At 69.9% G+C, this 16,385-nt stretch carries 17 protein-coding genes; 8 read left to right on the forward strand and 9 right to left on the reverse strand.

Going from position 1 to position 16,385, the window contains the following annotated elements:
* Nucleotides 1–81: 81 nt before the first annotated feature.
* Entirely contained in the window at nucleotides 82–1,425 is a 1,344-nt protein-coding gene (locus ACPW96_RS15395) for an ABC transporter substrate-binding protein (protein ID WP_425884116.1), read from the reverse strand.
* A gap of 305 nt (nucleotides 1,426–1,730) precedes the next feature.
* On the opposite strand from ACPW96_RS15395, the gene ACPW96_RS15400 reads away from it, so the two are divergent.
* Nucleotides 1,731–2,780, forward strand: coding sequence for a LacI family DNA-binding transcriptional regulator (locus ACPW96_RS15400; RefSeq protein ID WP_425820681.1), 1,050 nt, complete (start codon nucleotides 1,731–1,733; stop codon nucleotides 2,778–2,780).
* A gap of 182 nt (nucleotides 2,781–2,962) precedes the next feature.
* On the opposite strand, the gene rplL is transcribed toward ACPW96_RS15400, so the two are convergent.
* From rplL to ACPW96_RS15415, 3 genes are all read right to left on the reverse strand, one after another.
* Nucleotides 2,963–3,349: a 50S ribosomal protein L7/L12 gene (gene rplL, locus ACPW96_RS15405; RefSeq protein ID WP_425820680.1), complete on the reverse strand. Its 387-nt coding sequence runs from the start codon at nucleotides 3,347–3,349 to the stop codon at nucleotides 2,963–2,965.
* Between the two features lie 35 nt (nucleotides 3,350–3,384).
* Nucleotides 3,385–3,900, reverse strand: a complete 516-nt coding sequence (gene rplJ / locus ACPW96_RS15410; RefSeq protein WP_425820679.1) for a 50S ribosomal protein L10 — start codon at nucleotides 3,898–3,900, stop codon at nucleotides 3,385–3,387.
* Between the two features lie 387 nt (nucleotides 3,901–4,287).
* Nucleotides 4,288–5,094 (reverse strand): hypothetical protein, encoded by an 807-nt coding sequence (locus ACPW96_RS15415; protein WP_425884117.1) that lies wholly within the window; start codon nucleotides 5,092–5,094, stop codon nucleotides 4,288–4,290.
* A 464-nt stretch (nucleotides 5,095–5,558) separates the two neighbouring features.
* Between ACPW96_RS15415 and ACPW96_RS15420 the strand changes: the two genes are divergently transcribed.
* From ACPW96_RS15420 to ACPW96_RS15430, 3 genes are all read left to right on the forward strand, one after another.
* The gene (locus ACPW96_RS15420; protein WP_425820677.1) at nucleotides 5,559–6,227 is read left to right on the forward strand and encodes a YqaJ viral recombinase family protein; all 669 of its coding nucleotides are present in this window, start codon (nucleotides 5,559–5,561) and stop codon (nucleotides 6,225–6,227) included.
* Between the two features lie 184 nt (nucleotides 6,228–6,411).
* Nucleotides 6,412–8,106 (forward strand): MDR family MFS transporter, encoded by a 1,695-nt coding sequence (locus ACPW96_RS15425; RefSeq protein ID WP_425884119.1) that lies wholly within the window; start codon nucleotides 6,412–6,414, stop codon nucleotides 8,104–8,106.
* 10 nt (nucleotides 8,107–8,116) lie between these two features.
* Nucleotides 8,117–8,587, forward strand: coding sequence for a MarR family winged helix-turn-helix transcriptional regulator (locus ACPW96_RS15430; RefSeq protein WP_425820675.1), 471 nt, complete (start codon nucleotides 8,117–8,119; stop codon nucleotides 8,585–8,587).
* A gap of 26 nt (nucleotides 8,588–8,613) precedes the next feature.
* Here the strand turns inward: ACPW96_RS15430 and ACPW96_RS15435 are convergent, their stop codons facing one another.
* Genes ACPW96_RS15435 through ACPW96_RS15445 form a run of 3 tightly spaced genes read right to left on the reverse strand, consistent with a single transcriptional unit; the run spans nucleotide 8,614 to nucleotide 11,453 of the window.
* A complete protein-coding gene (locus ACPW96_RS15435; protein WP_425884121.1) occupies nucleotides 8,614–9,711 on the reverse strand; it encodes a Gfo/Idh/MocA family protein in 1,098 nt (365 codons plus the stop codon).
* Nucleotides 9,708–10,475, reverse strand: a complete 768-nt coding sequence (locus tag ACPW96_RS15440; protein WP_425820673.1) for a sugar phosphate isomerase/epimerase family protein — start codon at nucleotides 10,473–10,475, stop codon at nucleotides 9,708–9,710. Before ACPW96_RS15440 ends, ACPW96_RS15435 begins: the two co-directional genes overlap by 4 nt.
* Before the next feature lie 45 nt (nucleotides 10,476–10,520).
* The gene (locus ACPW96_RS15445) at nucleotides 10,521–11,453 is read right to left on the reverse strand and encodes a Gfo/Idh/MocA family protein (protein WP_425884122.1); all 933 of its coding nucleotides are present in this window, start codon (nucleotides 11,451–11,453) and stop codon (nucleotides 10,521–10,523) included.
* A 116-nt stretch (nucleotides 11,454–11,569) separates the two neighbouring features.
* On the opposite strand from ACPW96_RS15445, the gene ACPW96_RS15450 reads away from it, so the two are divergent.
* Together ACPW96_RS15450 and ACPW96_RS15455 are read left to right on the forward strand one after the other, a co-directional pair.
* Complete coding sequence (locus tag ACPW96_RS15450) at nucleotides 11,570–12,775, forward strand: ROK family protein (RefSeq protein ID WP_425820671.1); 1,206 nt, start codon at nucleotides 11,570–11,572, stop codon at nucleotides 12,773–12,775.
* A gap of 110 nt (nucleotides 12,776–12,885) precedes the next feature.
* Complete coding sequence (locus ACPW96_RS15455) at nucleotides 12,886–13,917, forward strand: NADP-dependent oxidoreductase (RefSeq protein WP_425884123.1); 1,032 nt, start codon at nucleotides 12,886–12,888, stop codon at nucleotides 13,915–13,917.
* A gap of 10 nt (nucleotides 13,918–13,927) precedes the next feature.
* Here ACPW96_RS15455 and ACPW96_RS15460 read toward each other — a convergent pair whose 3' ends face one another.
* On the reverse strand, nucleotides 13,928–14,818 hold the full coding sequence (locus tag ACPW96_RS15460; protein WP_425884125.1) for a LysR family transcriptional regulator ArgP: 891 nt from the start codon (nucleotides 14,816–14,818) through the stop codon (nucleotides 13,928–13,930).
* A 70-nt stretch (nucleotides 14,819–14,888) separates the two neighbouring features.
* Here ACPW96_RS15460 and ACPW96_RS15465 point away from each other — a divergent pair, with 70 nt between their 5' ends.
* On the forward strand, nucleotides 14,889–15,560 hold the full coding sequence (locus ACPW96_RS15465) for a LysE/ArgO family amino acid transporter (protein ID WP_425884127.1): 672 nt from the start codon (nucleotides 14,889–14,891) through the stop codon (nucleotides 15,558–15,560).
* Here the strand turns inward: ACPW96_RS15465 and ACPW96_RS15470 are convergent.
* Complete coding sequence (locus tag ACPW96_RS15470; RefSeq protein ID WP_425884128.1) at nucleotides 15,532–15,918, reverse strand: iron chaperone; 387 nt, start codon at nucleotides 15,916–15,918, stop codon at nucleotides 15,532–15,534. The genes ACPW96_RS15465 and ACPW96_RS15470 overlap by 29 nt on opposite strands.
* A 143-nt stretch (nucleotides 15,919–16,061) precedes the next feature.
* Here ACPW96_RS15470 and ACPW96_RS15475 point away from each other — a divergent pair, with 143 nt between their 5' ends.
* Entirely contained in the window at nucleotides 16,062–16,337 is a 276-nt protein-coding gene (locus ACPW96_RS15475; protein WP_425884130.1) for an acylphosphatase, read from the forward strand.
* Nucleotides 16,338–16,385: the final 48 nt, after the last annotated feature.

Consider the following 16,385-nt stretch of genomic DNA (forward strand, 5'->3'; position numbering starts at 1 on the left):
CCGCGGTGACCGGCGGTGATGAATGGTGCGGTGGAGCCGCCCGCCTCCCGGCGCGCGGCCCCACCGCATCGAATCATCCGACTAGTTCTCGTAGCCGGCCTGGATGTCGCTGAGCACCGTCTCCGTGTCCTCGCCGTCGATCCAGCTGATCATGCCCTTCCAGAAGGATCCGGCGCCGACGGTCGACGGCATCAAGTCCGAGCCGTCGAAGCGCACCGTGGTGTTCGGGTCCTGAAGCAGTTCCATCGCCTCGGTGAGGAACTGGCTCGAGGCCAAGCTCGGATCGGCGTTGAGGTTGGCGGAGACGTTCCCGCCGAGGCTGACGCGCTCGTCCGCCCACTCGGGAGTGGACATGTATTCGAGCACCTGCACCGTGGCAGCGTCGTCCGAGAACGCGGTGACGAACTCGCCGGCAACCTCGATCGTCGTTTCGCCCTCTGTGAATCCGGGGAGGACGAACGCGTAGACGTCACCGTCCGGAGCGACCGTCGGCACCTCTCCCTCTGCGTTCTCGACATCGAGGAAGTTCGCCGAGAGGAACGACGCCTGGTGTGTCAGCGGGCAGGCGCCGGTGGCGACCGGAGCGGCGACGGCCGCGAAGGCCGTCGAGTTGATGCTGCGCACATCGCCGAAGCCCGCGTTGACGTTGTCGGGATTGCGGAGGATCTCGTCGAGGGCGTCGAACGCGTCGGCGATTTCCGGATCGGTGAACTTGACGTCACCCGCGACCCACTGGTCGTAAACCTCGGGGCCTGACTGACGAAGGACGATGTCCTCGATCCAGTCGGTGCCGGGCCAGCCGGACGCCGCCTCAGACTCGAAGCCCGCGCACCACGCGGGGCCGCCGGTCTTCTCTCGAATCGTCGCGGTGAGCTCCAGCAACTGGTCCCACGTCTGCGGCACCTGGACGCCCCACTCTTCGAAGTCGGCCGGCGAGTACCAGACGTAGCCCTTGACGTTGGCGAGCATCGGTGCGGCGTAGAAGACGTCGTCGACGGTTCCATACGCCTTCCAGTCCTCCGACCAGTTCGCGTCGACGTTCTCCACGACGCCATCGGGCGCTTCGACGACCTCGCCGGTTCCGACGAGAGTCCTCAGCAGACCGGGCTGCGGCACGATCGCGATGTCGGGGGCGTCTCCACCCTGCACCTTCGTGACGATGTTGCCCTCGAAGCCCTTGTCGCCGGTGTACTCGACGACGATGCCGGTCTCCTCGGTGAAGCTGTCGAAGGACTTCTGCATGTTCTCGGCCTCGATGCCGGTGATGCCACCGGAGATCCGGACGGTTTCACCCTCGACCGAGCCGGAGTCGCCTCCTTCGTCGCCCCCGCCTTCGGCACAGCCGGCCAGCACCAGGGTCGAGATCGCCATGACGCCGAGCCCCACCGCCGCCCGACGACGTACGGATGAGCGCATTCCATTCATTTGTTCTGCCTCCACATAAGTGTCGTTCGATTCGCGCGCATGGACAGAGAAGCCCGGTCGCTCGTTCGGGAACCGATTCCATCATCACCGTAGAGGACAGGTACGCGGACACACAAAGGATGCGATGTCACAACTGGGTAACGCCAATCCGGGCTGATATTGACCTTCTGTACCACTCCTCGGCACACTGAGGACGATTCGGTCACCCATTTTTTGCATGGAACCGTTTCCATATTTCGGGCGTCCCCACCTCGCGTGCGAGGACCGGTGCCCTTTATCGACGGGTGCGGACGGACGGGAGCGACATGGCCGGCATCTCCGACGTCGCCCGCCTCGCCGCCGTGTCGAAGGCGACGGCCAGCCGCGCGCTGACCGGCAACGGCTACGTCGCCCCGGACACGCGGGCGCGCGTCCGTGCGGCGGCCGACGAGCTGGGCTACACGGCATCCACGAACGCCGTCAGCCTGGCGACCGGCCGTACGTCCAACATCGGCGTCATCATGCCGTACGCCAACCGCTGGTTCTTCGCGGAGGTGCTCGAGGGCATTCAGGGCGCGCTCCTGCAGCACGGCCTCGACCTCACCCTGTACGACGCGAAGCCGGGCACTCCGGGGCGCGCCCGGATCTTCGGCGACTTCCTGGCGCGCAAGCGGTTCGACGGGCTCATCGCGGTCGGGATCGAGCCCGAGGACGGCGAGCTCGAGCTGCTCCGTCGCGTCGGCCGCCCGCTGGTGAGCGTCGTGGGTCTGCCAGGGGCGTCGAGCGTCGTCGCCATTGACGACGACCACACCGCCCGGCGCGCCACCGAGCACCTGATCACGCTCGGGCACCGCCGCATCGCGTTCATCGGCGGGCCGGCGGGCGAGCACGGCGCGAACGTCGACCGTCAGAGGCTGCGCGGGTACCGCGCGACGATGGCGGATGCCGGCATCGCCGACCTCGCGACGCATGTGCCGTCCGAGGTGAGTCTGCCGGGTGGGTACGAGGCCGCCGTAGACCTGCTCGGCGACATCCGGCGCCGGCCGACGGGCATCGTCGCGGTGTGCGACGAGGTCGCCATCGGGGCGATCATCGCCGCTCGACGGCTGGGGATCCAGGTGCCGAGCGACCTGAGCGTAGTGGGCATCGACGACCACGAGTACGCCGAGATGTTCTCGCTGACGACGCTGCGGCAGATCCCCCGGGAGCAGGGAGCGGCCGCTGTCGAACTGCTGCTGGCCCAGCTCCGCAACCCGCCGGCCGCCCCGGTCGACGTGCTGTTGACGGCACGCCTCGTCGTCCGGAGCTCCACCGGGCCCGTGGACCCGCAGTCATCGGCGGTCACGGCGGGCACCCGGTTGCGCGCTGCGCACTAGTCGCGCGCGGCGATCGCGCCCCTCAGGCTCACGCTTCCGTGCGGGCTGTTGGTCGAATTCTCCGAGGACGGGCATTTTCGAATGCACTTGACGCCTCGGGTGGTGCCCAGGCACACGAAAGCCCCGGATGCGACATCCGGGGCCTTCGTGGTGTTGTCCGGTTGCGCCTGTGGCGCGGAGGACTACTTCAGGGTGACGGTCGCGCCGGCCTCTTCGAGAGCGGCCTTGCCCTTGTCAGCGGCTTCCTTGGTGACGCCCTCGAGGACGGCCTTGGGAGCACCGTCGACGACGGCCTTGGCCTCGCCGAGGCCGAGCGAGGTGAGCTCGCGGACGACCTTGATGACCTGGATCTTCTTCTCGCCGGCGGCCTCGAGCACGACGTCGAACGCCGTCTGCTCCTCGACCTCTTCGGCGGGGGCGGCACCGGCGGCGGCCGGGCCGGCAACGGCGACGGGCGCCGCGGCGGTGACCTCGAAGGTCTCCTCGAAGGCCTTGACGAACTCGCTGAGCTCGATGAGCGTGAGCTCCTTGAAGGCGTCGAGAAGCTCGTCAGTGGTGAGCTTTGCCATGATGTTTCTCCTTGATTGGGGTTGAACGCCGAGGCCTAAGCCGCGGACTCCTGCTTCTCGCGCAGCGCGTCGACCGTGCGAACGGCCTTCGACAGCGGTGCGTTGAACAGATATGCAGCTCCGAACAGCGAGGCCTTCATGGCACCGGCGAGCTTCGCCAGCAGCACTTCACGGCTCTCGAGGTCGGCGAGCTTGCCTACCTCTGCGGGGCTCAGGGCGGAGCCATCGAAATAGCCGCCCTTGATCACCAGAAGAGGGTGTGCCTTGGCGAAGGCGCGCAGGCCCTTGGCCACGGCGACGGGGTCACCGTGAACGAAGGCGATGGCGGACGGGCCCTGAAGCTCGTCATCCAGCTCCGAGATCCCGGCGTTGTTCGCCGCGATCCTGGTCAGCGTGTTCTTCACCACGGCGTAGCTGGCGTCCTGACGGATGTTGTTGCGGAGCTCCTTGAGCTCAGCCACCGACAGGCCGCGGTATTCGGTCAGCAGAACGGCGGTCGAGTCCTCGAATTGCTTCGTGAGCTCGGCGACCGATGCTTCCTTCTGCGCCATGGCCACTCCTTTTTTGTACGAGACGCTCCGCAATTGTGGGGCGCCTGCCTCGAGGCCGGGTGTCGCGATCTGGGGCGGGCAATGAAAAAGCTCCGGCGCAAGCGCACGGAGCTGAATTCCCGAACCCGGGAGAACATCTGTACACCTGCGCGGGCCCCTGCACTGCAGAGCTTCGATCGTTGTGCGCTTGCACGCACGCCGATGACCGGCGGTCTTTGGCTAGGACCAAGGCTACCCGATTCCCGCCGTCCCCCCAAATCGGCGCCCCTCCTCCCCTTTCCTGCCGCCGAGCGCACGGCTCATCGTCGAACGCACGGCCTATCCGCGCATAGATCCGGTGCATTCGGCGCGAAGCCGTTCCCTCGGCGCCGATGTCGTCGGGGGCGGTCAGGCGCGGCCGGAGGGGTGGATGGCGAAAGCGGCGAGCCTTCGTCCCAGTGCGCCGAACGATCCGATGTGCTCGTCACCCCACCGCGCGAAGCGTCGCTGAGTCGTGCCGCGAATCCAGTCCTCGCGGACCTTCTCGGCGAGCATGACTTCCTCGATCGAGCGGCCGGAGCGAAGCGACTCATCGAGGTATTTCCCCTTGCCGTCGAACTCTCCGAACGAGTGCACATCGTCGAGTGCGAAGTCCATCCAGTAGCTCCCTCCGCGCCCGTCGGCCACCGCGACCTGCAGGCGCGGCGTGGCGAAGCCCAGGCGGGCGAGGTGCAGCCGGCTGACGCTCTCACCCGGCAGCTGAGCGCGACCGTCGGCGAACTCGATCACGTGTCGCGCTTGGCGGATGCCGCGGCTCCCGCGCTCCGCGGACGCCATCTCCCGAAGCGTGCCGCGCCAGCGGGCCGCGGCCGCCTCATCCTGGTACTGCCCGGACACGGCGACGAGGCGCAGGCCGGCGTCCGCCACGCTCACAGCGGCCTCGGGCGAAACGGTGCGCGCCAGATCGAACACGGTGCGTTCAAGCGTCGTGCACTGAATTCCATTGCGGCTCGTGACCTCCGCTTCCGCCAGAACGGCGCAGTGACGCATGACGTCGGGCGCACTGGAGATCCGTATCGGGTTGGCCGTCGTCATGTGCACCCTGCGAGGCGCAAGGCGGAACAGCGGAAGCCCCCACAGCACGGCAGCGGAAGTGTGCGACATCACAGAGTCGCGGCTGGTGGCATCCCGCGACACCGCCAGAACGTGCGCCAAGTGTTGGCCTTCCGCCCACAACTCGCGCCACAATGCGCCATCGAGGTACCACCCGCGACGCACTCGATGGAGGCGACCTTCATCCACCGCCGCCGCGATGGATCTCTCCGTCCATCCGTCCCCCCGCAGGTGCACTCGCGCACGCAGGGCCCGCATCAGTTCTTCGCACTCCACGATCCGCCGCACACGTCATGCTCGGGCATGCCAGATCCGGTTTCCGAGCGTTCCCGCTCACCGTCGGCAGGTCCTCTCTCATGGGGGGCTGTGGAGGAGCGCTCATCGTCGATTACTCCTCGTCGAGCGCACGGCTTGCCGCCGAGTGCACGGTGTCGCCACGGTGGCAAGCCGTGTGTTCGGCGGCTTCCCGTGCACTCGGCGGGGTGGGAGCGGTTCGGAACAAGCGGAAACCGGGAAATCGAGCGGCGCGCCGGGTTCTGGTCGGCGGCCGGGGTTAGGGTCGATGCGTGACCCCGGAACTCGCCGCTCGTATCGTCGCGGACAGCCGCGACCGCGTGGCGTGGGTGCGTGCTCGGTCCCGCGGGATCACGGCGACGGATGTCGCCACGCTGACCTCCGAGAACGCCATCGCGAAGGCCGCCGACGCCAAGCTCATGGGCACGAGGTTCTCCGGCAACGCCTATACGGCGCACGGCCGCGAGCGCGAGCCCGAGATCGCGCGATGGGTGGCGGCGACGCACGGGATCCTGCCCTCGAGCGCGCTCTTCCACGCCGTGATCGAGAAGCGCCACCTGGCCACGCCCGACGGCGTGGCGGTGGACGCCACCGGACGCGTCACCCTCTGCGAGATCAAGACCACCGCGAAGGAGTGGCGCAGCATCCCCCGGTCGTACATGCGTCAGGTGTGGTGGCAGCAGCACGTGCTCGGCGCCGAGCGCACGCTCATCGCGTGGGAGGAGCACGACGGCTTCGTGCCCATCGACGAAGAGCCGAAGTGCGCCTGGATCGAGCGCGACGAGGTCGAGATCGCCCGGCTGGTGCGGCTCGCGACATCCCTCATCGACGAACTTCACCGGCGCACGACGCAGCGAGCGCCGGCCATCCGAGAAGAAGCCGAGCGGATGCCGCGGGCAATGCCCCGCGAGGTGTTCCGGGCCCTCGCCCTGGCCGACTGAGCGCTGCGCGCTGCCCCCGATCGAGCGCTGCCCCACGCAGCGCCGGCTGAACCCGGCGGCGCCCGAACGCGGCATCGCCCCGAACAGAAATTGGTTGACGGAAGTCAACGACCGCGGTATAGTTGACTCAAGTCAACCATCGCGCCATCGCCGTCGCGCCATCCCCGTCGTGAAAGGCCGGTACATGGCCACCGCTGAACCCGCGTCCTCCGCAGAGGCACCCGCACCCATGTCGCACCGGAAGGTGCTGCAGTCGCTCTCGGGCCTGCTGCTCGGGATGTTCGTGTCGATCCTGGCCGCCACCGTCGTCTCGACGTCGCTGCCCGTCATCATCCACGACATCGGCGGTGACCAGGCCGCCTTCACCTGGGTCGTCACCGCGACGCTGCTCACGACCGCGATCTTCACGCCGATCTGGGGCAAGCTCGCCGACCTCTTCGACCGCAAGCTGCTGATCCAGATCGCGCTCGTCATCTTCGTGCTCGCCACCGCGGCGGCCGGCTTCTCGCAGGACCCCGGCACGCTCATCGCCTTCCGCGCGGTCCAGGGCGTGGGCGCCGGCGGCTTGGCCGCCCTCAGCCAGATCATCATGGCCGACATCATCAGCCCCCGCGAGCGCGGGCGCTACATGGGCCTCTTCGGTGCCGTCATGGCGCTCGGCACGATCGGCGGCCCCCTGCTCGGCGGGTTCATCACCGAAGGCATCGGCTGGCGCTGGAACTTCTACGTCGCCATCCCCTTCGCGATCGCCGCGCTCATCATCCTGCAGGTCACCCTGCACCTGCCTCACCGCGCGACCCGCAAGGCCCGCATCGACTACCTCGGAATCGTGCTGCTGTCGGCATCCGTCTCCCTCCTGCTGATCTGGATCACGAACGCCGGCAAGTCCTACGACTGGTGGAGCATCGAGACGATCCTGATGGCGGGCGGCGCCCTGCTCGGCGCCATCCTCTTCGTGCTCGTCGAGCTGCGCTCCCGCGAGCCGCTCATCCCGCTGTCGCTGTTCCGCAACCGCACCTTCACCCTCGCCACGATCGCCTCGATCGCCACCGGGATGGCCATGTTCGGCACGTCGGTCTTCCTGAGCCAGTACATGCAGATGGCACGGGGCGCGACGCCCGCCGAGGCAGGCCTCATGACGCTTCCCATGATCGCCGGGCTGCTCATCGCCTCGATCGTCGTCGGTCAGCTGATCAGCCGCTTCGGGCACTGGAAGCCGTACCTCATCGTCGGCAGCGTGCTGCTGATCACCGGGTCGAGCCTGCTGGCGACCCTGCACTACGACACCCCGTTCATCCTCGTCTCGGTGTACATGTTCCTGCTCGGCGCCGGCGTCGGCATGACGATGCAGAACCTCGTGCTGATCGTGCAGAACACGGCGCGCCCCGAGGAGATGGGTGTCGCGAGCTCAGGCGTCGCCTTCTTCCGCAGCCTTGGCGGCACCGTCGGCGTCTCCGTCATGGGCGCGGCCCTCGCCACGGCGGCAACGGACCTCTTCGCCACGAGCAAGGAGGCGCTCGGCGCCGCCATCGCCGGTCTCGGCGCCGCCGGTGCCGACGTCGCCGCACAGCTGCAGTCCGGCACACTGCCGACCGTCAGCGCCCTCCCCGAGTCGGTGCGCGTCATCGTCGAGGACATCTACGCCCAGGCGATCGCGCACTCCTTCCTCATCGCTGTTCCGGTGGCGATCGTCAGCCTCATCGCGATCCTCTTCCTGCCGAACAAGCCGCTGACACGCATGACGACGTCCGAGCGGATGGCGGCGGCGGAGGCCGACCTCGCGACGGTCAGCACGGCCGAGGGGATGTCGGCCCTCGACGCGACCGGGCCCGTCCCGGTCGCCGACGACCTGGCGTCGTCCCCGAAGCGCCGCTCCTAGGATCGACGTGATGATCGATCAGCAGACCACGGAGGCGCGCACCGAGGCGGTGCGCGCCCTCGAGGTCGAGTTCGGCGAGCTGGCGTCTCAGTTCCGGCGGCACATGCAGGACACGGCCAACCGCATCAGCCCCGGGATGCTGCCCGGTGCCTACAAGATCCTCGGCACGATCGCGCGCATGGGACCGATCACGCTGTCGGCGCTCGCCGAAGCGCTGGTGGCCGACAAGGGCCTGGTGAGCCGCACCGTGCGTGAGCTGGAGGGCCTGGAGCTCGTCACCCGCACGCCCGACCCGACCGACGGCCGGTCGAGCCTGCTGTCGATGACGGACACCGGCGCGACGAGGCTCGCCGAGGCGCGCCGCCCGACCGAGAACCGGCTCAGCCAGGCGCTCGACGAGTGGTCGCTCGACGACATCCGCAACCTGACCAACCTGCTGCACGCGCTCTCCGCCGGCGAGGTCCCGCGCACGCGGTCCTGACCGCCGCGCGCGCCCAGCCCGCAGCGCTACAGCGTTGCGGCCCGGGCGTCCCACCCATCCACGAGGGGCGGCGCCACCGGCGCGTCCGTCTCGATCACGACGGGCGCCCGCCGCTCCAGCGACTGCAGGGTCGAGAGCATCACGTCGAGCACGTGCAGGCCGAGCGCTCCTCCCGCCTGCAGCTCGCCGCCGTTGCGGATCGCCCGTGCCATGTCCACCACGCCCAGACCGCGGCCCTGGCCGTCGGCATCCACCGGCAGTTCGCGCTTCTCGCCATCCGGCGTGACGAGCACCGATGCGCCGCCGAAGGTGTTCGGATCCGGCAGCACGAGCGTCGCCTCGGTGCCCGTGATCTCGACGAATCCCTGCCGCGCGAGCGGGGAATCGAAGCTGAAGTGGCTCGTCCCGAACGCGCCGTCGGCGAAGTCCAGGAGCAGGGCGACGTTCGTGGGCTCGGTGACGGCGAACTCCTCCCCCGCCCGCGGGCCGGTGACGATGCGCCGCACCTCCTGTGCGCGGTGGCCGACGGCCTGCACGCGCTCGACCGAGCCGAAGACGTGCACCAGAGCGCTGAAGTAGTAGGGGCCCATGTCCAGCACCGGACCGCCCCCCGCCTGGAACAGGAAGTCCGGGCTGGGGTGCCAGAGGTCGGGGCCCGGCGACTGCATGAGCGTCAGGGCCGAGAGCGGACGGCCGATGTCTCCGCCGCGGATGGCGCGCAGTGCCGTCTGGATGCCGGCGCCCAGCATCGTGTCGGGGGCGACGCCGATCCGCAGCCCGAGCTCGTCCGCGCGCGCCACCAGGGCCGCCGACCCGGCGCGATCGAGCCCGATGGGCTTCTCGCTCCAGACGTGCTTGCCGGCCTCGAGGATCGCCAGGCTCACCTCGACGTGGGCGGCGGGGATGGTCAGGTTGACGACGATCTCGACATCGGGCTGCGCGAGCAGCTCGTCGACCGAGCCCGAGCCGGGAATCCCGAAGGCCGCCGCCTGGGTGGCGGCTCGTTCGGTGTCGAGGTCGGCGACGAAGAGCACCCGCACGTCGGGGTACGTCGTCAGGTGCTCGAGGTACTGCTTGCTGATCACACCGGCGCCGATCACGCCGACTCCCACGGGGCCGCTCACGCGCGCGCTCCGAGCGCCTCGAGCGCTGCCTTGCTGCGAGCGGATGCGTCGAAGACGTCGCCGCGGAACTCATCGAACTCCACGACCACGAGCTCGGTCGCGGGTGCCGCCGCCAGGATGTCGGCCCAGGGCAGTGCGCCCTCCCCCACAGGCACCTGGTCGAAGCGGTCGGGGCTCAGAATGCCGTTCTCATCGAGCGGCGCATCCTTCACGTGCAGGAACCGCACCCGGGCACCGAGCCGTGACAGGAGCGCCGGCACGTCCTCACCGCCCTGAGCGGCCCAGTACGTGTCGACCTCGAGCGCCACCGATTCCGGCAGGCGCGAGGCGAGTCGCTCCAGCGCCGAGCCTCCGTCTACACGGTTGGAGAGCTCCCAGGCGTGGTTGTGGTACCCGAACCCGAGCCCGAAGGTCGCGGCGGTCGCCGCCGCATCCGCCAGGTCGTCGGCGATGCGGTCGACCGAGTCGGCCGTCTGCCAGCGGTCGGGATCGACCATCGGATCGATGACGGTGACGACGCCGAGCGCAGCCGCGGCTTCGAAGATCGGCGCCTGCTCCGCCCCCAGCACGCGTGCGTGCGCGGTCGGCGCGGTGAGCCCGTTGGCGCTCAGGAGCGGCGCGATGCTCGCGGCCGTCTCGGCGAGGGCGAAGGGCTCGACGAGCCGGAACCCCGCTTCCGCTGCGCGGGCGAGGGTGCCTGCGGCATCGGCGGCGAGTGCCTCGCGGAGCGAGTAGAGCTGCAGGGAGATGGCGGGGTGTGTCATGAAGTGTGTCCTTGCGTGGGGGTTGCGTTCATTCAGGATGCCGCATCAGGCGGCGCCGTAGGGTGTTTCGATCCAGGTGCCGAGGGCGGCCGATTCGAGGACGGCCGCGGCGAGCGTCGCCGCGCGGAGGCCATCGTGAAGCGTCGGCACGTCGCGGGGCGGGAACTCGTCGGCCGCGGCTTCCGCCGCCGCGAGGAATGCGTCGAACGCGTTGTCCTCGGACCGCGCCGAGCGCGATTGCACCTCGACTCGCGAGCCCGCCTGGCGCCCGATCCACAGCTCTCCCGGTCGCTCGCTCGCAACCCCCAGGCTGCCGGCCGTGCCGTGCAGGTTGAGCGTCACGTCATCCGGATGCCCCGCCGCCATCTGCGACACGGCGACCGTGCCGAGGGCGCCGCCGTCGGTTTCGATCAGCACCGTGGCGATGTCCTCGCCCGACACGACCGCTCCGCCGCGGCTGTCGAACACGCGCCGCGTGCGCGCGGTCAGCCGGGCGATGCGATGGCCCGAGACGAACTCGACGAGATCGCACAGGTGCGAGCCGAGCTCCGCGAAGGCTCTCGAGGAGGCCACCCCGAAGCGGCGGGGGTCATCGGTGCCGAGCATCGCATCCTGCAGGTACGTGCAGTCCAGGCTCAGCAGCATCCCCAGTTCTCCACGGGCCACCCGATCGCGCGCCGAGCGCACCGCCGGGTGGTAGCGGGCGACGGAGGGGACGACCCCCACGGCACCGGCATGCTCCGCCGCGTCGACGAGCCGCCGGGCGGTCGACACGCTGTCCGTGAAGGGCGTCAGGCAGATCGCCGAGTCGCCGGCGGCGAAAGCGGCGAGCGCCGCATCCGGTGTCGCCACGTGAACGCTCTCCCGAGCGGATGCCGCGGAACGGCGCCGCGGATGGGCGCGCGCGCCGTCGGAGGAGAGGGCGTGAGCGGCAGTTCGGGATGTGTCGACGGCGATGTCGACGACGGCCGTGGTCATGGTGGCGATTCTGACACGGCACCACGACCTTTTGCTAGTCGCTCGACAGAAGTGATGTGTTCGTGATCGTAAAGTCGCATGCCGAACGGCGGGAGTCGCTGTGCTTTACTGTCGCCATGGTCGAACTCGTGCGCAACGTCGCGCCCGCGAACCCGGGAGCCGGGGAGATCTTCCAGATCCTCCGCGATGGGCGGGGGCGCACGAAGGCAGAGCTCGCGACGCTCACCGGGCTCGCCCGCTCGACGGTGTCGAGCAGGGTCGACGTGCTGCTCGCATCGGGCCTCGTCCGCCCGGCGGGAGAGGCCGTGTCGACGGGAGGGCGGCCGCCCGCGCGCGTCGCCTTCAACCCGCTCGCGGGTATCGTGCTGGCCGTCGATCTCGGCGCCACCCACGCGACCGTCGCGGTCGCGGACCTCGCCGGCCACATCCTCACCTCGCACACGCGGGAGATCGTGATCGCCGACGGCCCGGAGCCGGTGCTCGACGACGTCCTCGCCGAGGGGCGTCGTCTGCTGGCCGCCGACGGCCACGCCGACGCGCGCCTGGTCGGCGTGGGCATCGGCGTGCCGGGTCCCGTCGAGCACTCCACCGGGCGACCCACCAACCCGCCCATCATGCCGGGGTGGGATCGTTTCGACGTACCCGGCTACGTGCAGGAGACCTTCGATGTGCCGGTGCTCGTCGACAACGACGTGAACATCCTCGCCCTCGGCGAGCACGCGGTGGGGTGGCCGGGAGTCGACGACCTCATCTTCGTGAAGGTGGCCACCGGCATCGGCGCCGGCATCATCTCGGGCGGGATCCTGCAAAGGGGTGCGCAGGGCTCGGCCGGCGACATGGGCCATGTGCAGGTGCCGTACAGCCATGACTCCCCCCGGCCCCGGGGTGACGAGCGCGACCTGGAGGCGATCGCAAGCGGCACCGCGATCGCGGCCGCGCTGCGCGCTCAGGGATTCGATGCGGCCGGAAGCTCGGGCGTCGTGGATCTGGTGCGCGCGGGCAATCCCGTCGCCATGGCGGCCACACGCCAGGCGGGCCGCGAGGTCGGCGAAGTGCTCGCGACCGTGGTGAACATGCTGAACCCCTCGATCATCGTGATCGGCGGAAGCATCGCCCGCGCCGGCGAGCACCTGCTCGCGGGGGTGCGGGAGGTCGTGTACCGGCGCTCGATCCCCCTCGCCACGCAGCACCTCGGCATCGTCCAGTCACAGGCGGGCGAGACCGCTGGAGTGCTCGGGGCCGCGATCATGGTGACGCAGCAGGTGCTCTCTCCGACGAGCGTCGACGCCGTCACGGCGCGAGCGGGTTTAGCCGCACGGTAGCACCCGCGTAACACGGGCGAGACAATGTGGGGCTTGACTAGGCGGACAAGGTCGCCGCTCCTCAACGATGAAGTGCGACCATCGCCGACACCCCGCAGAAGGAGCGACCGATGAGATTCCGGCCGCTGCGCCCCGCCACTGGCCCCGAGGCCGTCGGCGAGCCAGTCCCCGATCCACCAGCCACGATGCGCGCATCGGTCCTCGACGCGACCGGCGGCCCGTCCGTGCTTCACCCGGCCATCCTCGATGTGCCCTCGCCCGTGCTCAGCGAACTGCTCGTCCGCGTCGTCGCCGCAGGCGTCAACCCGATCGACGCCAAGACGCGCGCGGGCCGTGGAGTCTCGGCATCCATCGAGAAATACCCCGCCGTGCTCGGCTTCGACTTCAGCGGCATCGTCGTGCGGTCGCCGTATGAGGCGCATCACCTCCCACCCGGGGCGGCCGTCTTCGGCATGGCGCCCTTCCCGCGTTCGGCCGGCACGTACGCGGAGTTCGTCGTCGTCCCCTCGCTGTCGGTCGCTCGCAAGCCGGCATCCCTCTCGCACGTCGAGGCGGCGGGAGTGCCGCTCGCCGCTCTCACGGCATGGGGGCTGGTCGTCGAGACCGCCCGGGCTCACGAGGGCCAGCGCATCCTCATCCACGCCGGCGGCGGCGGGGTGGGTCATTTCGCGGTGCAGTTCGCCGCGTACTTCGGCGCGCACGTCACCGCGACGGCTTCGGGATCCAACGCGCCGTGGCTGCGGGAACTGGGCGCCGCGGCCGTCATCGACTACACCACGACCCGCTTCGAGGATGTGGTCTCGGGCGTCGATGTCGTGATCGACCTCGTCGGCAACACCCATGACCGCACCGGCGAGCGCTCGCTCGGGGTGCTGCGACCCGGCGGACTGCTGATCGAAGTGCCGACCGGAGGGTGGGAGGGCTATGCGGATGCCGCCGCCGAGGCCGGCGTGCGCGCGACCAGCTACAAGGTGATCCCGGATGGCGGCGCCCTGGCGACCATCGGGCGCCTCCTCGACTCCGGGTCGGTGCAGGTCTACATCGACAGGGTGTTCGACCTCGACGACGCAGCGGCCGCGCACCACGAGCTCGAACAGGGCCACACCCGGGGCAAGGTGGTGCTGCGGGTCAGCGACGACTGAGCCGCGCCGCTCAGCCCTCGAGCACGCGAGCGGCCTCCGCCGCGATCTCGTCGGCGATCTCGCTCAGCAGCGGCGAGCGCAGGTTCCACTGCTGCCAGTACAGCGCGACAGAGATGGGCGGGCCGCCGAGCTTGACGAGGCTGCCATCGGCCAGAGAATCGGCGGACTGCATGGGCGGCAGCATCCCCCAGCCGAGCCCGAGCTTCACCGCCTCTGCGAAGTCGTGGGACGCCGGGACGTAGTGCCGCACGACGGCGTCGAGCGAAACGCCGCGAGCGCGCAGCCAGCCGGTCTGCAGGTCGTCCCGGCGATCGAAGTCGACGAAGGGAGCCCGGGTGAGGGCCGCTGCATCCGCTCCGCCAGGCAGCCAGCGCGCGACATACCCGGGCGTCGCGACGGCCTCGTAGCGCAGCACCCCGAGCGGACGCACGCGGCACCCGGCCACGGGAGCGCTCTGGGACGTGACCGCGGCCATCACCGTCCCGGATTCGAGCAGGCCCGCCGTGAAGTCCTGGTCATCGCGATGCACGTCGAAGACCACCGGATGCCGCGTGGCCAACCGAGCCAGGGGTCCCAGGAACCATGTGGCCATGCTGTCGGCGTTGACGGCCAGCGGGATCGTGATGGCGCGGCCCCTCGCTTCGTCGAGGTTGAGCGCCGAGACGGCATCGTGTTCGAGCAGCGCCAGCTGGCGTGCCAGACGCACGATCGCCTCCCCCGCCTCTGTGGCCCGTGCCGGCTTGGTGCGCACCAGCAGGACGCGACCGACCTGCTGCTCCAGCGACTTGATGCGCTGGCTCACCGCGGACGGTGTGACGTTCAGCCGCCGCGCGGCCGCCTCCAGCGTGCCTTCGTCGACGACCGCGGCGACGGTCGCGGCGAGTTCGGGGTCGATGCGCATGAAGCCAGGCTAATGCAGCATAAGGTTTTCGCGCTGGAGCTAATGGTGGGTTCCCCATAGCGTGAAGAGCATGACCTCCCTGTTCGCCGGCTTCGCCCTCGGCCTCTCGCTCATCGTCGCCATCGGCGCGCAGAACGTCTTCGTGCTGCGGCAGGGGATCCGCAGGGAGCACGTGCTGGCCGTCGTGCTCGTCTGCGCGCTTTCGGATGCGGTCCTGATCATCGCCGGCATCACCGGCGTCGGGCTGGCGCTTGAGGCCGTGCCGTGGCTCGTCGACGCCGCTCGCTGGCTCGGAGCCGCATTCCTGATCGGCTACGGAATCCTGGCCGCTCGTCGGGCGTGGCGGCCGAGCGGCGCAGTGCTCGACGCGGGTGCATCCGGCGAAACCGCGCCGAACCCGGGGATGCACGGCACCGTCGCCGTCCGCACCGGGGTCGGCGCATCAACCGCGCTCGCACCCGCGGTGCTCACCTGCCTCGCACTGACCTGGCTGAACCCGCACGTCTACCTCGACACCGTCTTCCTCCTCGGCTCGATCGGCTCCACGCACGGAGACGGCCGGTGGCTCTTCGCCGCCGGCGCCGTCGTGGCGAGCTTCACCTGGTTCTTCGCACTCGGCTTCGGTGCGCGCTACCTGGGCCGCTGGCTGAACTCGCCGCTGTCTTGGCGCGTTCTGGACGCCATCATCGCGGTCGTCATGATCGCGCTCGGGGTCAGCCTGGTGGTGCCGGTGCTTGCGTAGCCGCCGCTTTCCCCGCCCCGTCGATCTGCGCGCGCCGCAGTTCGACGAGCTGCACCACCGCCTCGTCGGGCAGCGGCTCGTCGGGCTGGAAGCGGATCGTGCCCTTGTCGAGTGAGAACCCCGCGAGCTGCGGGGCCACCGCCGCCACGACGTCGGCGCTGAACGGATACACACCGATGTGCGTCTTCGCCCGCATCACGGCGATCAGCGACTTGCCGCGGTACACGAGCGCCGGCATCCCGTACCCCTTGCCCTGCTCCGCATCCGGCACCACCGTTCTCGCCACGGCGTAGACGTGCTCGATGGCGTCGCGGGAGGCCGGGTCGAGGTCCGCGAGATAGTCGTCGATGGTTCCCATGGCGGCATCCTGGCACCACAGCACCGTCGGCACCACAGCGCCCCGTCGGCACCGCGCCGTGGGCACCACAGTGCCGTTGACACCCCAGCGCTGTCAGGAACACGGCGCTCGCACGTCCGCGCCGGAGAGGGCACGATGGGTGCATGCGCCGCGTTCATGTGATCGTCTCGGGAGACGTGCAGGGGGTCGGCTACCGCTACACGCTGAGAATGGTCGCCGCGGACGCGGGAGTCGCCGGCTGGGTGCGCAACCGCCGCGACGGCACGGTCGAGGCGGAGGTGGAGGGTACGCCCGAGCAAGTGGACGAGATACTCGCCTGGATGGCGGAGGGGCCGCCGGGCGCGCGCGTCGACGCTGCGCGGGTGACGGATGCCGCGGCCACCGGCGAGACGGGGTTCGAGGTGCGCCGCGACGCCTGACCCGGGCCGCACAGGCCGGCTCGCCGCTCCCCGCCCCGCTGCCGTTGC

This window comes from Micromonospora sp. DT81.3, from assembly GCF_049847225.1.
GTDB lineage: Bacteria > Actinomycetota > Actinomycetes > Actinomycetales > Microbacteriaceae > Microbacterium.

What these genes read in the sequence shown, in the direction of transcription:
- ACPW96_RS15395 (WP_425884116.1), bottom strand. Translation starts at nt 1,425, where the DNA reads ATGAATGGAATGCGCTCATCCGTACGTCGTCGGGCGGCGGTGGGGCTC.
- ACPW96_RS15400 (WP_425820681.1), top strand. Translation starts at nt 1,731, where the DNA reads ATGGCCGGCATCTCCGACGTCGCCCGCCTCGCCGCCGTGTCGAAGGCG.
- rplL (WP_425820680.1), bottom strand. Translation starts at nt 3,349, where the DNA reads ATGGCAAAGCTCACCACTGACGAGCTTCTCGACGCCTTCAAGGAGCTC.
- rplJ (WP_425820679.1), bottom strand. Translation starts at nt 3,900, where the DNA reads ATGGCGCAGAAGGAAGCATCGGTCGCCGAGCTCACGAAGCAATTCGAG.
- ACPW96_RS15425 (WP_425884119.1), top strand. Translation starts at nt 6,412, where the DNA reads ATGGCCACCGCTGAACCCGCGTCCTCCGCAGAGGCACCCGCACCCATG.
- ACPW96_RS15430 (WP_425820675.1), top strand. Translation starts at nt 8,117, where the DNA reads ATGATCGATCAGCAGACCACGGAGGCGCGCACCGAGGCGGTGCGCGCC.
- ACPW96_RS15440 (WP_425820673.1), bottom strand. Translation starts at nt 10,475, where the DNA reads ATGACACACCCCGCCATCTCCCTGCAGCTCTACTCGCTCCGCGAGGCA.
- ACPW96_RS15445 (WP_425884122.1), bottom strand. Translation starts at nt 11,453, where the DNA reads ATGACCACGGCCGTCGTCGACATCGCCGTCGACACATCCCGAACTGCC.
- ACPW96_RS15450 (WP_425820671.1), top strand. Translation starts at nt 11,570, where the DNA reads ATGGTCGAACTCGTGCGCAACGTCGCGCCCGCGAACCCGGGAGCCGGG.
- ACPW96_RS15455 (WP_425884123.1), top strand. Translation starts at nt 12,886, where the DNA reads ATGAGATTCCGGCCGCTGCGCCCCGCCACTGGCCCCGAGGCCGTCGGC.
- ACPW96_RS15460 (WP_425884125.1), bottom strand. Translation starts at nt 14,818, where the DNA reads ATGCGCATCGACCCCGAACTCGCCGCGACCGTCGCCGCGGTCGTCGAC.
- ACPW96_RS15465 (WP_425884127.1), top strand. Translation starts at nt 14,889, where the DNA reads ATGACCTCCCTGTTCGCCGGCTTCGCCCTCGGCCTCTCGCTCATCGTC.
- ACPW96_RS15470 (WP_425884128.1), bottom strand. Translation starts at nt 15,918, where the DNA reads ATGGGAACCATCGACGACTATCTCGCGGACCTCGACCCGGCCTCCCGC.
- ACPW96_RS15475 (WP_425884130.1), top strand. Translation starts at nt 16,062, where the DNA reads ATGCGCCGCGTTCATGTGATCGTCTCGGGAGACGTGCAGGGGGTCGGC.